Raw genomic sequence first — 15,049 nt, forward strand, 5'->3', positions numbered from 1 at the left:
TCGCCCGGCCGCAGCGGCGGCTGCTGGTCGGCCCCGCCTAGGGTGGGCGCATGGCCGAACGGCGTCCCCTGATCACGCGCAGGCTGCGACCGGGACACTGGGTCGCCGTCGACGCGTTGGCGGCCGTTGCCCTCGCCGCCGGATTCTCGGTGGCGGCGGTGCTGGCGCCGGAGTCCGCCGGAGTGCCGCCGTATGCGGCTGTGCCCATGATCGCGCTGGCCTGCCTGCCGCTGGCAGGGCGGCGCCGGTGGCCGGTGCTGGTCTGGGCGCTGGTTCTGGTGGCGGCGGTGTTCGCGCCGTTCGCCGGGTGGGAGGAGGCGGTCGCGCTGCACGCGGTGGCGCTCCTGGAAGCGCGCCGGACGGTGGTAGCGGCGCTGACGGCCACGCTGGCGGTGACCGCCGCCGGTGCCGCGATCGGCTCGCCCTCGTAGATGGAGGCGGTGTCGGCGTGCGGATTCGCCTGGCGGGTGCTCGGACTGGCATGGACGATCGGGCTCGCCGTACGGGAGCAGCGCGCGCGTACGCCGCGCAGGCCGTCGCACGGTCGGCGCAGGTCGCGGCCACGGCGGAACGGCTGCGCATGGCTCGTGACGTGCACGACGTCGTCGCCCACAGCATGAGCCTGATTTCCATGCGGGCCGGCATCGCCAACCACGTCGCCACCACGCACCCCGAGGAGACGGGCGAGGCCTTGTCGATCATCGAGGAGACAAGCCGGAAGGCGCAGGGGGACCTGCGCCGCCTCCTCGGTCTGCTCCGCGACGCCTCCGGGGACCAGGACGGCCCGCCGTACACGCTGGACTCCCTGCGCGAGCTGGTCGCGGCGATTCCGGTCGGCGACCTCTGCGGGACCGGAGCCCGGAGGCGGCTTCGCCGTTCGCGCAAGTCTGCTGTTGCCGGGCGGTTCCGGGGAGGACGACCGGGCGACCCGCTGGAGGCATTGCGCATTGTGGGGGAGGGACAGGCGCTGCTGGCCCCGTCGGTCACCACGCGGCTGATCGGGGAGTTCGCCCGGCGCGAGCCCACCGGAACCCCGGCCCGGCTGGCGGCGGGGCTGACCCGGCTGTCCAGCCGGGAGCGGGAGGTGCTCGTGCTGGTGGCTCGAGGGTTGACCAACCCGCAGATCGCCGAGCGACTCGGCATCGGGCCGGCCACGGTCAAGACACATATCCGCAGCCTGCTGGCCAAGCTCGCCGTGCACGATCGGGCGCAACTCGTCATCGCCGCCTACGAGGGCGGCGTTGTCACGGCCGGCGGGTAGGCGCCGTCAGCGGCGGTAGGAGACCTCGGGGAAGGCGGCTGACGGGCCCCGCAGCAACGCCTGCGGACGGCCGCGCAAGTGCTGCTCGAAGAAGGCCGGCGGGTAGGCGCGCTGGAAGGCCAGCGCCCGCTCGGCCGGGATCGTGCCGACGACCTCCTCGAGCTGCTCCTTTCCCAGCCCCAGCGGCTCGGCCGACATGGGGATGAGCAGGACGTCGTCGCCGAAGGAGTTGTGCGCCGCCCCTTTGAGCGTCACGTTGAGCCGCCAGCCCCGCAATCCGTCCCAGAAGGTGCGCAGCGTCGGATTGGTCGCCATGCCGCCCTTCCCATCGGTGTCGACCACCATGTACGGCCGGTCGAGGCCGGACTGCGCGACCTTGCCGAAGACGGCGCCATCCAGGCCCAGCCCGGCCTTGATGCGCGGGTCGGCGTACATGGCGGAGGAGGTGGCCGCGCCGCCGAGCGAATGCCCGAACATTCCGATCCGCGCGAGGTCGAAGAGCGGCTTCCCGTTACGGCCGGGCAGCTTCTCCTCCAGGGAAGGCAGGCTGTCCAGGACGAAGCGCACGTCGGCCACCCGGACGTCGACTGCCTTGGCGAAGTCGGTCAGCTCGGCGCCCGCCTCTACTCGGCCGCCGGGGAACTCCACCACCGCCGCGTCGTAGGGGTGATCGACGGTGACCACCGCGTACCCCCGGCTGGCCAGCTCCTCGACGACGCCGGTCCCGTACGCGCGCGAGGCGTTGGCGCCCGGCGAGTACAGGACGACCGGCATCTCCCCAGCGGATGCGGGCCCGTCGGCTTCGGGACCGTCAGGCGCTGCGGTGGGATGGAGCCACATCCGGCCAGCATGAGGGCCAGGGCGGTGATGAGGAGTGTCCGTTTCACCCCATTGACGATGCCGGTCGTGTACGGCTGCCGCCTCTGGCGTGGGGAGGATCTCCGGCTCAACCCAGGAGGGTAAAGCTCGACGACAATCGTTTTTGGGGATGATGCTTATTGCGCCGGCCTCTACTTACGAGGTGCCACTTTGTGGATCCGAACCCCGTACGAGCCCGGGCGCCCTAACGGGCGATCACCTGCACCTCGGGAAACCGCGAGGAACGTCTGTCGAGCAGGTTGCCTTTGTGCCGTAGATGGAGATCGAAGAAGGCCATGGTGTAGGCGCGGGTGACGGCCACGGAACGCGCCGCCGACAGTGTCCCGTTTATCGCTCGCAACTGCTCCTTTGACAGGCCGATCACCGGGCCCGCCTGCTCGTACAGCAGCGGCAGGTCGGTATAGGAATTGTGCTTGGCCCCCTTGGTCTTCACGTGCAGCCGCCAGCCCTTCAGCCGGGACCAGAATGCCTTCTGCCCGGGGATGGGCTTGTCGAAGATCTCGGCCTCCATGAGCATGTACGGCTTTGCCAACCCTTTGGCGGCCACCTTGCCGAGGGCGGGTCCGTCCAGGTTGAGAACCGCCTTGACCCGCCGATCCTCCAGCATCGTCGCGGCGGCCGTCGCGCCTCCCGCGGAATGGCCGAACATGCCGACCCTGCTCAGGTCGAACGCGCCACGCAGCCCCTCCGGCAGCTTCCGGCCTTCAGCATCAGGGTTCCGCCCCTTGTTCAGCTCCTTGAGCCGGTCCAGCACGAAGCGCGTGTCAGCCACCCGCACCTTGATCTCTTCGGCCTTCTCGTCCAGCCGGCTCACCGGGACCGGCTTCAGGACACGGTCGGTGACCGTGCCGTCGGGGAACTCCACCTCGCCGGCATCGCCCGGATGATCGATCGTGACCACCATGTAGCCCCAGCTGGCCAGTTCTTCGACCGTGGTGGTGTTCATGGAACGGTCGGCGCCGTTGCCGGGCGAGAACAGTACGACGGGCAGCCCTCGGCCCGCCACACGGGCCCCTTCGCGGCCATGGGTCGAAGGCAGGCTGACAGCCGCAGGCGAGAGGCTGTTGTCGCGATAGAAGGCCTCGGCGGCGCGAGGCGGCAGCCAAGGTGCGGCGGGGTGGCCGTCCGGACGACGCGTGGGGTACCACAGGCTGATCATCAGCTCACGCCGGTCATGTGCCTTGATCCACGGGTCGGCCCTGGAGCCGTCACGCAGGTGCAGCGCGACAGTGCCGATCTCGCGTGGACCTGTCGGCTGGGGCAGGGCCACAGTGACGGGCTTTGACGCGGCCTGTACGGCGGGCCCGGTGAGCAGAAGGCCGACCGTCACGGCAGAGGCCACGCCCCCTCTGAGCAGTGCGCAATTCATAACGGCCACGCTAGGGAGGCTCGCTGTCCGGAAACTCCCCACCGGAGATGATTTCGGCACTCGTACGAATGAAGGAAGCACCCGTCCACCCGGAGGGGAGGTCAAGGCCAACTTGAGCTTGACACTGAGGGCACTCCCCGCTAGGCCCTGCCACCCCCGCCGCGACGCGGAGACCATCGCACTGTGCTGTCACGTACGGAATCACTAGGCTTGCTCGGCGTGCTGTCGGGCTGGCTGTGGTGGGTTGTGCCGCTCATCGTGACCGTGGCGCTGTACGGCCTGGCCCTGCGGCGGACGGCAGGGGTGGCCGCCGGGGGCGTCGTGGTCGCGTTGGTGCTGACCGCGGGGACGGCGAGCGCCCTGGGGGAGTCGCCCAGGTCCGTCACCGGCGTGACCCTGCTGGCCGCCGGACTCGCCGCGGTTACCTGGGCCCTGGGCAGGGCGCGGCGGCGCGGCCGGGCGACACGCCGGGCCGTGGCCGTCTTCCGCGCGGCCGCGCCCGATGTGCCGGGCGTGGCCGCCGAGGCCGAGCGGCACCGGATCGCCGCCGAACTTCACGACACCGCCGCCCACAGACTCACCGGCATCGCGGTCGGTGCCGCCTCCGCCTTGCGTCTCGCCGACCCTGCTCTCGTGGCGGAGGCGGCCCGGTACGCCGCCGAGACCGGCCGCCTGGCCACCCGGGAACTGGAGCGGCTGACCACCAGCGGCACCGGTAGCGGCATCGGTAGCGGCTCGGCCGATCTCGCCGACGTGGACGCGCTGGCCGCCACATGGCCAGAGCCGCGTCTCACCTACGTCAGAACAGCCGGGAGCGCCCCGTCTGAGATCGCCGCCGTCGCGTACCGGGTGGTTCGCGAGGCGCTGACCAACGCCCTGCGATACGCGCCGGGAGGCGCCGTACGGGTCGGCGTCGACCGTGAACCCGGCCGCCTGGTCGTCACGGTCGTCAACGATCCTGGCGAGCCTGTCGTGGACAACGCGGACGTGGCACGCGGGATGGGCGGTGGATACGGGCTCGCCGGGCTCAGGACGGCGGTGGCCGCTTGCGGAGGGTTCCTGTCCGCGGGCCCGGATGACCGGGGATGGGCCGTGCACGCCGAATTCCCGCTCACCTCTGACGAGGGCCCGGCGTCGACGTCGTACGAGTGGCGTGGCCGGCAGGCGTCGGACGCCGCGCTTGCGATCCTCGCGGTGGCGCTGTCCATCGGTACGAGCCTGTTGACGACCGACACGCCGGAGAGTCTCCCCGGAGAGGCCGCCCTGCTGGTGCCGCTCTTCTTCGCGCACGCCCTGCCGCTCGGCCTGCGCAGGCGGGCGCCGCTTTTCAGCCTGGCGGCGGCGTTGTCGGTCTATCCGGTCCTGCTCGGCGCCGGACTCCTCGGCTGGACGAAGCAGCCCGCAGGGGACGTGTTCCTGTGGTGCCTGTGGGTTGAGCTGGCGCTGCTCTACGCGCTGGGCGCGTACGGCCCTCGCGCACGCCGGCGGTGGGGGGCTCTCGCCACGGCGGCTGTGGGGGCGACAGGCGGGCTTGCTCTGGCGTGCGGGCCGGGGATCGTGGGAGACCGGGCAGCCGCGTGGGCGGTGCTGGCCCTGGGCGTCTCGGTCCCGTCGGCGGTGGCGTGGGGGCTCGGCCTGGCGGTGGGGTCAAGGCGTGCGCGGCGCCATGCGGCCGTGGCCTGGGAGCGGGATCTGCTCGGCCGCGAGACGGCGACGGTCGTGCTGGCGGAGCGGAACCGGCTGGCCGCGGGCCTGCGCCGTTCGGCCCTGCGACATGCCAGGGCCATCGTGGTCGCGGCGGACGCGGGGCGGTTGGACACCGTGCTGGCCGAGGCCAGGGCCGGGCTGGCCGCGCTCAGGGAGTCGCTCGGCGAACTGCGTCGCCAGAGCGGCGACGACCCGCCCCCGACCATCGCCGGAATCGCCCTGCTCGCCGTGCGGCACCAGGGCACCGTCCGGTACGCCGGAGCCCGCCGCGAAGCGTCCCCCAGCGTGGAGGTCGCCGCGTTCAGGGTGGCCGAGTTGATGCTGCGCGGCGGCACACGGGATGAGCGGGTGATCACCGTGGCCTGCCGCGCCGACGGCGTCGCGGTCTCGGGGCCTTCCGCCACGAGCGAGGATCGGCGGGTTCGGGCGCTGGCCGACGCGGCCGGAGGTAGCGTCTCGGACGCCGGGGACGGGATGGTGAGGGTGTGGCTTCCGGAGGTGCTCCCTTGATCAGGGTGACGGTCGCCGATGACCAGGCGGTGGTGCGGGCGGGCATCGCGGCGGTCCTGGACGCCGAACCCGATCTGAGCGTCGTGGGCCAGGCCGCGGACGGCGAGGCCGCCGTGGCGCTGGCTGTCTCGCTGCGGCCCGATGTGGCCCTCATGGACATCCGGATGCCGGGCCTGGACGGGTTGCGGGCGACCGCTCGGATCGGAGCAGAAGCGCCGGGCACGCGGGTGGTGGTGCTGACGACATTCGGCCTCGACGAGTACGTGTTCTCGGCGCTGAGGGCCGGCGCCGGCGGATTCCTGCTCAAGGATGCCGAACCGGAGAGAGTCGCCGACGCGGTCCGGGTGGTGGCCTCGGGAGACGCCCTCCTCGATCCGGGGGTCACCCGGCGCCTCATCGATCGGTTCGCGTCCGAGCCGGAACCTCGTGACGCCGCCGTCCTCGGCACGCTCACCCGGCGCGAGACCGAGGTGCTGACGCACGTCGCCCGCGGTCTCACCAACGCCGAGATCGGCGAGGTTCTCCGGATCAGCCCCTCGACCGTCAAGGACCACGTCGCGGTGATCCTCGCCAAGCTCGGCGTCCGCGACCGCCTCCAGGCGACCATCACGGCATACGAGACCGGCCTGATCCTCCCGGGCAGGCGCTGACCCCGCCGTACGGCGGGGGTGACGACGGTTCCACGGGAGGAGGTCGACGCGGGTTCGGCTTCCTAGCGTGGCTCGCATGAGATCCAAACTGTTGTCCGGCGGCGCGTTGTCGCTCGCCGGGGTGATCGCGGCCGCCGTGGCCGGGATGGTGGCCTTCGTCGGGACGGCCGCCGCCGTCCCGGCCGTGATGGTGTTCTCCGCGGCCGGCCTCGTCGCGGCGGCGGGAACCGCCTGGGTGTTCGGGCGGGCCGCGACCAGGCGGTTCGGCAGCCCGCGGGCGCTGTGGCCGTACGTCGCCGGCGTCGTGCTCGTGACGGCCGGGCCCGCGGCCCTCACGGCGATGCGCCCCTTCCCCGTGCCGCCGACGGCCGCGGCCCCGCCCGGCGTCTCCCACTGGGACCTGCCCACCGGATCCCGCATCGACTACGTGAAGATCGCCGCGTCCGGTAGGCCGCGCCCAACGCCCGTGATCTTCCTGCACGGCGGCCCCGGGACCCCCGGAAAGGGCGTACCGGAGGGCGGGCGGGAGCTGGCCGCGGCCGGTTTCGACGTTTACGCCTATGACCAGGTCGGCGCCGGCCGCTCCACCCGGCTGGCCGACGTGAGCGGCTACACCGTCGCCCGGCACGTCGCCGATCTGGAGGCGATCCGTCGCGCGATACACGCCGAGAAGGTCATCCTCGTGGGCAGGTCATGGGGCGGGACCCTGTCGGCGGCGTACATGGCCGCCTATCCCAGCCACGTCGCCAAAACCGTGCTCACCTCACCGGGCGCGATCTGGGAACCGGCCTTCCCCGGTGGACCGGGGAGTCCCTGGGACCGTCTCCCCCCGGCCCAGGCCGAACGCGCCGACGAGCTGACCTCCAATCCCCGGTTCCTCCTCCAAGCGCTCCTGCTCCAGGTCAACCCGGCTGCCGCGCACGCACTCGTGCCCGACGCCGAGGCCGACGCGTACTTCCGCGAATTGCTGATCACCGCCAAGGACGCCACCGGATGCCCCGGAAGCCCGCCCGCCCCCGTCCACGACAACCCGCCCGGCTTCTACACCAATCAGATGACGTCCGCCGACGCCGCCACCGTCCCCGACCCGCGTCCGAAGCTGCGGACCGTCCATGTGCCCACGCTCATCGTGCGTGGCGAGTGCGACTACCTGAAATGGACGGTCACCTACGAGTACCGGCGCACGCTTCCCGAGTCGACCCTCGTCTACGTGCGCGGCGCGGGGCATTCGATCGCCAACGGCCGCCCTGACCTCTACCGCGATCTGCTCATGACGTTCCTTCTCGACCGCCCGCTGCCCCTCCCGCCGGTCACGTCGGCGGACGAACCCGCCTGACCCGCGCGACGGCGACGACCTGAAACAGCCCCGGGGCCCTTGCGAGGTAACTCGAATCCCGTCGACCTTGCTGAATGAGCCATTTTCATCCTGATCATGCTGGTCAGGATGGGTGCAGGAGGGCCGGCGGGCCGGAGGAGTTGGGGGTGAGGTGAGGCTCCCGGTAAGACAGCAGTCGACCAAGATCCGATGCCCCAACCGGAAGCCTCGATGCTGTCTTACCCTGCCGCGATTCCCCTGTCGAACCGCACCCTTGCTCGTTTGTCCGAACTCATCCGCGCCCGCCGCGCCGAACACCGCAGCCGGTGGCGGCGTCTGAACCCCGGGCAGCAGGCGCTGTTGGTACTGGCTCACCTGCGTAACGGGGATACCTACGCTCGCCTTGCCGCGGGCTTCGCCATCGGGACCACCACCGCCTGGCGGTACGTGCGCGAGTCGGTCGACCTGCTCGCCGCCTTGGCCGACGACGTCCAGGCCGCAGCGCTGCGAGCCGCCAGGCTGGCCTACGCCATCCTCGACGGCACGCTCATCGCGATCGACCGCATCGCCGACCAGAAGCCCTACTCCTCCGGCAAGCACAAGCACCACGGGGTGAACGTCCAGGTCCTCGCCGACCCCACCGGCCGCCTGGTCTGGGCCTCTCCGGCTCTACCCGGGGCCGTACACGACCTGACCGCAGCTCGCATCGTGGGCCTGATCGACGCCCTAACCGCCAACGGCGTCATGACCTTCGCCGACAAGGGCTACCAAGGCGCGGGAGGCACGATACGCACGCCATTCAAGCGCCACCGGCACCGCCCGCGGCTGTCACGTGGGCAGAAGGACGTCAACTGGGCACACGCGCGAATCCGAGCCCTCGGCGAACGCGCCGTCGCGACCCTGAAAGCGTGGAAGCTACTGTCAAAGCTCCGCTGCTGCCCTCACCGCGCCACCCCGATCGTGCAGGCCATCCTCTTCCTGCAAGCCGTCGAAGACCACCGCTGGTCAAGATGAAAATGGCTCAATGATCGGCCTACTCCGGCCGCATGGCCCATCTCGACCGAGAAGCCCAAGGTCAGATGGGGTATGGAATGGTGGGGCGCCAGGGACTCGAACCCTGAACCGACGGATTAAAAGCGCCCTTGATCAATGCCGCCGCGTGCCGCCTTCTACCATTTCGTCCGCTGCTGCCCCGGGAGTTTGCCGCCTAATCACGCTGGGTGCCCCGCCGTACCCGTACACGCGAGCGACCACTGAGCAACCATGCGTCCTTGACCATTGAATTCGTCGACGACCCTGCGCACTCGTCGACACTGGTGCCGTCATTACAGTCGGCGCGCAGGTCGCTTCGAAAGCGTGGTGCAGGCGCTCAGCGCGGCGTTTCGCCGGGATGCCCCACTATGGGCCGGCCTCCTCGACGAGGATTGCCCACGCCTCGTCGAGGTGGGATTCTCAGGCTTCTTCAGGGGAGCCGGCTGGCTCGACATGGCCGCGGGTTGCCCAGCGTGCTCGGCGTATCGGCGGGTAGGGCGTAGGCAGCGATGGATCGATGGAAGGCAGAGCGGCGATGAGGCGGCATCTGCCCAGTGCGCGTGGCCATGCCGGGCTGCCCGACCAAAGGTTGGTGCAGGCGGCCTTCGACAGCGCGGGGGCGGGTATCTATCTGACTGATCATTCTGGGCGTATCACCATGGCGAATCGGCAGGCCGGGGCGTTGCTGGGCCGTTCCGTGGCGGAGATGGTGGGCGCCGATGCCCACGATCTGCTGCACAGGGGCCCTGACGACGGGCTGACTCCTCGCTCCCCCTGTCGGCTGATGGGAGTGCTGGAGCACGGTCGTCCGGCGCGTGGCGATGAGTCGATCTTCCTGCGGGGTGACGGCAGCCTGCTGCCGGTCTCCTTGTCGGCCGCTCCGATAGTGCAGGAGGGCGGGCAGGTGCTCGGGCTGATCGTCGTCTTCACCGACATCACCGAGCGGCTGAACCTCTCTCGTCAGCAGGCCGACCAACTGGCCATGTTGGAGGACTTCAACGCCCGCCTGACGCTGGTCACTGAGATCACCTCTGTGCTGACCCAGACGCTGGAAGTGGACGAGGCCTTGCGACGGCTGGGCAGGCTGATCGTCCCGCGGCTGGCCGACTGGGCGGTGGTGGATCTGCGTATCGATCACGATGAGGTGGAGCGGGTGGTGGTGATCCCTCCTGCGGATGAGGCGAGGAGGTCCCCGCTGCCCGAGCCCTCGAGTCCCCTGCTGGCGCGGGTGCTGGATCGGGGTGAGACCGTTTTGTTGGGCCCGGATGAGATGGTCGGTGAGGCGGGCTCCTGCATGGCCGCCGCGCAGCGTGAGCTGTTCGCGGTCCGGGGAGCGGTGTCGGCGATCATCACGCCGCTACGCACCCAGCGGCAGGTGCTGGGGGCTCTCACTGTGGCGCGCACCGACCCGGCCCGCCCCTTCGACGCCACCGATGTGACGCTGGTCACCGACATCGGGCGTCGCGCGGGGCTGGCGGTGGGCAACGCGCGCCTGTTCGGCCAGCAACGCGAGGTGGCCGAAACGATGCAACATCACCTGTTGGCTCCCCTGCCGAAGGTGGGTCACCTTCAGTTGGCCGCGCGCTACTTGCCGGCCCCGGTGGGGTCTCAGGTCGGGGGTGACTGGTACGACGCCTTCCTGCTGCCCGACGGCGTCACCGCCCTGGTCATCGGTGACGTGGTGGGCCACGACATCACGGCCGCCGCCGAGATGGCCCAGCTGCGCAGCATGGTGCGCACGCTGGCGTGGGACCGCTGCGTTTCGCCCAGCCTGGTCGTCAACCGGGTGGACCAGGCGATGTCCGCCGTCACAGACGTGCCCATGGCCACGATGATCTTCGCGCGTGTGGAGGGCCCCGAAGGGGGTCCCTGGCAGTTGCGCTGGAGCAACGCCGGGCATCCGCCGCCTCTACTGGTCACCCCTGACGGGCGTGCCCGCTACCTGGAACAAAGGCAGGATCTGCTGCTCGGGCTCCGCCTGGGTATCGAATCAACCAGGCGCGACGCCGTCGAGCCGATGCCGGCCGGGAGCACCCTCGTGCTCTACACCGACGGCCTCGTCGAAAGCCCCGGCAGCGACCTGGCCACCGGACTGGCCCGGCTGCTGCGTCAGGCCGCGGCCGCGGCTCACCGCCCGCTGGAGGACTTGTGCGACGAGATCGTCCGACGCATACCCCTCGGAACCACCGACGACGTCGCCCTTCTCGCGCTACGCCTTCCCGCGTGCGGCGCTTACACCTGATCGTGTAGGGGTCATGCCTGCGGCCGGGGCGTACGGTCGTTCCGCAAGCAGGCCACACAGACACGCCTTTCGGTTCTGGCCCATATTCGACGGGCATCTGGCCCCGGGCTCTCCGCGAGTCCGGTGCCGTGTCATGCGGCAGTGGATCCGCTCGGGCTCAGGCCGCCGCCTTGAACGACGCCGGCGGCCCGGCCGCTGGTCGCCGCGGGCTCGGCCCCGGCAGGGCCATCCGCAGGACGCGTTTCCAGACCGAACCCGCCTGCCGGGCCAGCGATCCGGACGTGTACGGCAGACCGAATCGCTCGCACAGGGCGCGGACCCGCGGCGCGATCTCCGCGTACCGGTTGCTGGGCAGGTCGGGAAACAGGTGGTGCTCGATCTGGTGGCTGAGGTTGCCGCTCATTATGTGGAAGAGGCGTCCGCCGTCGATGTTGCACGAGCCGAGAAGCTGCCGTACGTACCACTCGCCGCGGGTCTCGTTCTCGAGCCGGTCCTCGGTGAAGACCTCCGCGCCCTCCGGAAAGTGGCCGCAGAAGATGATGGTGTGCCCCCACACGTTGCGCGCGATGTTCGCGGTCAGATTGCCGAGCAGGACCGGGAGGAAGGCCGGACCGGCGAGCAGCGGGAACGCGACGTAGTCCTTGACAACCTGGCGCCGAATCTTGCCCGCGACGGCACGGAGCTGGGTCAGGGCCTCTTTGAGGTCCTTCTTCCCTGACGGGATGCGCTCGAGTTCCAGGTCGTATATCGCGATGCCGTACTCGAAGAAGAGCGCCAGCAGCGCGTTGTAGAACGGCTGGGCGAGGTAGATCGGATGCCATCGCTGCTCCGGGCTGATCCGCACCACCGAATAGCCGATGTCCCGATCCTTGCCGAGCACGTTCGTCCAGGTGTGGTGGACGAAGTTGTGCGAGTGCTTCCACTGATCGGCCGGGGAAGCGAAGTCCCACTCCCACGTGGTCGAATGGATCTTTGGGTCCCGCATCCAGTCCCACTGCCCGTGCAGCACGTTGTGACCGATCTCCATGTTCTCCAGGATCTTCGCGACGGCCAGTGCCGCTGTGCCGGCGGCCCAGGCGGGGGGCAGCCAGGAGGCGAACAGCAGGGCCCTACCTGTCAGCTCCAGCTTGCGCTGGGCCGCGATGAGACCCCGGATGTAAAGCGCGTCCCGCTCGCCGAGGCTCGCGAGCACCTCGTCGCGGATCTTGTCCAGCTCGCGGCCGAACTCTTCGGCGTCGACTGGGGCCAGATGGGATGTGGCAGGCATGCGTGTTCCTCTCAGAGCTCGATCTCGACTGGGCCGGCCGCCACCGACACGCAGGGCTGGATCATCTCTCCCGCGTCTCCGTGCACCTGGCCGGTCCGTACGTCACGTACCTGACCGGAGCGAAGGCGCGCGACGCATCCGTAGCAGATGCCCATGCGACAGCCGCTCGGCATGAGCACCCCCGCGTTCTCACCGACGGCCAGCAACGGCGTCTCGCCGTCGGCCTCGGCTTCTCGGCCGCTCCTGGTGAAGCGGACGTGTCCCCCCGAACCCGCTGCCGCTGCCGGCACCAGACTGAAGCGCTCGACATGGAGGCCGTCCGCGGGCCCGGTCCAGTACGCCGTGATGTCGTCGAGCATCGCCGGTGGCCCGCACGCCCAGATGGACCGCTCGGTCCAGTCCGGGCAGAGCCGGGCCAGCTCCGCGGGCCGCAGCCGCCCCTCAGAGCGTGTGTGCCGTTCGTGCAGGCGCAGCCGCGGCCATCGCGCGGCCAGGCTCCGGAGCCGCCCGCCGAAGATGACGTCGGCGGATGTCGGCGCCGAATGAACCAGTACGACGTCCGGTCCGTCCGCATTGTCTAGACGCAGGCCGTCCAGCATCGCCATCACCGGTGTGATGCCGCTCCCGGCGGTGACGAACAGCAGGCGCGGCGGTGGTGGCTCGGGAAGGACGAACGCTCCCTCGGGCCGGCTCAGCCTGAGCACCGCCCCGGGCGCTGTGCTCCGCACCAGGTAGTTGGAGACGAGCCCGCCGCGCACGGCCTTTACCGTGATGGTGACGCAATCGCCGGACCTGCCCGGGGCCGACGACAGTGAGAAGGTGCGCCAGTGTCGCCGTCCGTCGATGTCGACGCCGATCCGGACCCATTGGCCGGGACAGTGTGCGATCCAGCTCCGGCCCGGGCGGATGATCAGGGTCGCCGCGTCGGCGGTTTCCGCGTGCACCGCCTCGACTCGGCCGCACAGTTCCCCCGCGCCCCAGAGCGGATTGATCAACTCGAAATAGTCCTCGGGAACCAGCGGCGACGTCAGCCACTGCGCGGCTGTCGCCAGCCGGCGTAGGAGTGCCACAGGGGATGCGGACGCACGCGTAAGGATCACAGAGCCTTCCCGAGGCAGTCGAGGATCCAGGCCTTGAACGGGCTATCCACACGGACATGTACCCGGCGCCCGCGTCCGGCAGCCGTGGGCCGTGGCCACGAAGGGCTCAGGAAGCGGTTCAGGACCGGTAAGGCCGGCCGGGCCCGTCGGAGGCCCGTCGGCAGCACGGCTACAGGAAGAGGTTCGCGAAGCCCGCCCGAAGCGGCGACGCGGATGCTACGCGGAGGGCTTTGCGGGGATACCCATGTGGACCCGGTCCCCTCCTTACGATGAGGAGCAGCGTATGACCATGGACGCTCCAGCCGGGCTGCTCTACTTGCTGAGCGTTGGCAAGGAAAAGGAACTGATTCTCCGCGTGCACGGCACGATGCCCGCAGTCGAGAGACTCGTTAGCTGGATGGAGCAGGGCACTGTGGTGTCCCTTCAGATTTCCCACGAGGGCGAGCAGGATACGTTCACCTACGTGGTCAACTTCAGGCACGTGGTGGCAGCCCGCTTCGCTCCCTACGCGACGACACGAATCAGCAGCTTCTGAGCCGTCGCGTAGAGCCTTGTGCGGTGCTCGGCCCCCGTCTCCCGGGTCACTGGCTCGTTCGCGGCCGCGCCTGTTGTGTGGCGAGGGCTTGCCGCCTGCGTCGCGGATCGAGGGCCTTCGGCTACGCCAGCATCGGGATGGTGCGGTCCAGGCCGTTCACATGCAGTAACCGAGACATGTACGGACGGGGTGTGCTCAGGGAGAGGGTGATCCCCATCGTCTTGGCGCGGCGCTGGATGCCGACCAGGACGCCCAGCCCGCAGGCGTCGCATGCCGCCACACCCGACAGGTCGAGAATGAGCAGGCTCCTGCTGTAGCGCAGGACGTTCAGCAGATCCTCGCGCAGGTCGGGACTGGTGAAGATGTCGATCTCACCGGACAGCCGGATGGTCGTCGGAACCGACGGGTCGGCCCTGCCAAGTGGCGCGGGGTCACGGATGGCGATGGAATGCTCCGGTCGGCAACGAGACGGGTCCTCTGGCGGCAGGCTTGGCAGGTGGGCGTCCGATCGGCGGTTTCGGCATCCGCGGAGCAGGTCCGCCGGCAGCGTAGTGATGTGCACTCCCTCGTTCTCCCCGTCCGCATCCCGTGTACCGATGGCGTGGTGGGCTGCGGTGGTGAGGAGGTCGAGCGGGAGCGGGCCGAACGTGCCCTTACTGGCGAGCATGAGCGCCGCCCCGGCGGGACCGTCCGCGGTGTATGGCGGGACGACCAGCAGGATGACAGGCTCAGCCTCCGCGAATGTCAGGGTGACGAGGCGAGGATCGGCACTGTGGAACCAGCCCACTTTGACCTGGCGTCCGCCGGCCTGGACGCGGTGGGGGATGTGGTCCCACGCGTCGACGTGCACGCCGACGCGCAGCGTCGTCAGGCCCAGTCGCTGGTCGACGGCGGCGATGAGACCCGGTAGCTCCACCGTGGCGTCACGGGAATGCGGCCACCACGCCCCGTCCACGGTGCCCCTCAGGCCAAGGACGGGAGCCAACCGTAGCCGAACGTCGGAGCCGATGACGGGTGCTGTGCCGGCAGGGGGGCTGGACGGTGTGATGGAAGGAGAGAGCAGCGTCGGTGTCATGATCGCCTGGCCTGTCTTGGTCCTCGAAAGGACCGCGTCCTGATATTTCGCCGTGGGCGACGCCGACCTGAGTGCCAACGCACGAGAAGTCCTCGGTGTTTAGATAT

General features: G+C 70.1%; 13 protein-coding genes and 1 tRNA gene. 8 read left to right on the forward strand and 6 right to left on the reverse strand.

Annotated features, from left to right (window positions below; translation table 11 throughout):
- Positions 1 to 50: 50 nt before the first annotated feature.
- Together Mam01_RS15075 and Mam01_RS15080 are read left to right on the forward strand one after the other, a co-directional pair.
- Positions 51 to 431: a hypothetical protein gene (locus tag Mam01_RS15075; RefSeq protein ID WP_204285957.1), complete on the forward strand. Its 381-nt coding sequence runs from the start codon at positions 51 to 53 to the stop codon at positions 429 to 431.
- A 50-nt stretch (positions 432 to 481) separates the two neighbouring features.
- Positions 482 to 1,261 carry a LuxR C-terminal-related transcriptional regulator gene (locus tag Mam01_RS15080; protein WP_204285958.1) on the forward strand — a complete coding sequence of 260 codons (780 nt, stop codon included), beginning with the start codon at positions 482 to 484 and terminating at the stop codon, positions 1,259 to 1,261.
- A 6-nt stretch (positions 1,262 to 1,267) separates the two neighbouring features.
- On the opposite strand, the gene Mam01_RS15085 is transcribed toward Mam01_RS15080, so the two are convergent.
- Together Mam01_RS15085 and Mam01_RS15090 are read right to left on the reverse strand one after the other, a co-directional pair.
- Positions 1,268 to 2,035 (reverse strand): alpha/beta hydrolase family protein, encoded by a 768-nt coding sequence (locus Mam01_RS15085; protein WP_204285959.1) that lies wholly within the window; start codon positions 2,033 to 2,035, stop codon positions 1,268 to 1,270.
- A gap of 289 nt (positions 2,036 to 2,324) precedes the next feature.
- Positions 2,325 to 3,482 carry an alpha/beta hydrolase family protein gene (locus Mam01_RS15090; RefSeq protein ID WP_204285960.1) on the reverse strand — a complete coding sequence of 386 codons (1,158 nt, stop codon included), beginning with the start codon at positions 3,480 to 3,482 and terminating at the stop codon, positions 2,325 to 2,327.
- A 246-nt stretch (positions 3,483 to 3,728) separates the two neighbouring features.
- Between Mam01_RS15090 and Mam01_RS15095 the strand changes: the two genes are divergently transcribed.
- From Mam01_RS15095 to Mam01_RS15110, 4 genes are all read left to right on the forward strand, one after another.
- A complete protein-coding gene (locus Mam01_RS15095) occupies positions 3,729 to 5,726 on the forward strand; it encodes a histidine kinase (protein WP_239101328.1) in 1,998 nt (665 codons plus the stop codon).
- Positions 5,723 to 6,376 (forward strand): response regulator, encoded by a 654-nt coding sequence (locus Mam01_RS15100; RefSeq protein WP_204285962.1) that lies wholly within the window; start codon positions 5,723 to 5,725, stop codon positions 6,374 to 6,376. Before Mam01_RS15095 ends, Mam01_RS15100 begins: the two co-directional genes overlap by 4 nt.
- A 76-nt stretch (positions 6,377 to 6,452) precedes the next feature.
- Complete coding sequence (locus tag Mam01_RS15105; RefSeq protein WP_204285963.1) at positions 6,453 to 7,712, forward strand: alpha/beta fold hydrolase; 1,260 nt, start codon at positions 6,453 to 6,455, stop codon at positions 7,710 to 7,712.
- Between the two features lie 210 nt (positions 7,713 to 7,922).
- Positions 7,923 to 8,705: a transposase family protein gene (locus Mam01_RS15110; RefSeq protein WP_204286031.1), complete on the forward strand. Its 783-nt coding sequence runs from the start codon at positions 7,923 to 7,925 to the stop codon at positions 8,703 to 8,705.
- Positions 8,706 to 8,783: 78 nt separating this feature from the next.
- On the opposite strand, the gene Mam01_RS15115 is transcribed toward Mam01_RS15110, so the two are convergent.
- Positions 8,784 to 8,885 (reverse strand) — tRNA-OTHER (locus Mam01_RS15115).
- Positions 8,886 to 9,240: 355 nt separating this feature from the next.
- On the opposite strand from Mam01_RS15115, the gene Mam01_RS15120 reads away from it, so the two are divergent.
- The gene (locus tag Mam01_RS15120; protein ID WP_204285964.1) at positions 9,241 to 10,965 is read left to right on the forward strand and encodes a SpoIIE family protein phosphatase; all 1,725 of its coding nucleotides are present in this window, start codon (positions 9,241 to 9,243) and stop codon (positions 10,963 to 10,965) included.
- Positions 10,966 to 11,122: 157 nt separating this feature from the next.
- On the opposite strand, the gene Mam01_RS15125 is transcribed toward Mam01_RS15120, so the two are convergent.
- Both Mam01_RS15125 and Mam01_RS15130 read right to left on the reverse strand, forming a co-directional pair.
- On the reverse strand, positions 11,123 to 12,232 hold the full coding sequence (locus tag Mam01_RS15125) for a fatty acid desaturase family protein (RefSeq protein WP_204285965.1): 1,110 nt from the start codon (positions 12,230 to 12,232) through the stop codon (positions 11,123 to 11,125).
- Between the two features lie 11 nt (positions 12,233 to 12,243).
- A complete protein-coding gene (locus Mam01_RS15130) occupies positions 12,244 to 13,302 on the reverse strand; it encodes a ferredoxin reductase (protein ID WP_182887364.1) in 1,059 nt (352 codons plus the stop codon).
- A 313-nt stretch (positions 13,303 to 13,615) separates the two neighbouring features.
- Between Mam01_RS15130 and Mam01_RS15135 the strand changes: the two genes are divergently transcribed.
- Complete coding sequence (locus tag Mam01_RS15135) at positions 13,616 to 13,867, forward strand: hypothetical protein (protein WP_183543636.1); 252 nt, start codon at positions 13,616 to 13,618, stop codon at positions 13,865 to 13,867.
- A 121-nt stretch (positions 13,868 to 13,988) separates the two neighbouring features.
- Here Mam01_RS15135 and Mam01_RS15140 read toward each other — a convergent pair whose 3' ends face one another.
- Positions 13,989 to 14,942, reverse strand: a complete 954-nt coding sequence (locus tag Mam01_RS15140; RefSeq protein WP_275408991.1) for an STAS domain-containing protein — start codon at positions 14,940 to 14,942, stop codon at positions 13,989 to 13,991.
- Positions 14,943 to 15,049: the final 107 nt, after the last annotated feature.

Source organism: Microbispora amethystogenes, from assembly GCF_016863015.1.
In the GTDB taxonomy this organism is placed as follows: domain Bacteria; phylum Actinomycetota; class Actinomycetes; order Streptosporangiales; family Streptosporangiaceae; genus Microbispora; species Microbispora amethystogenes.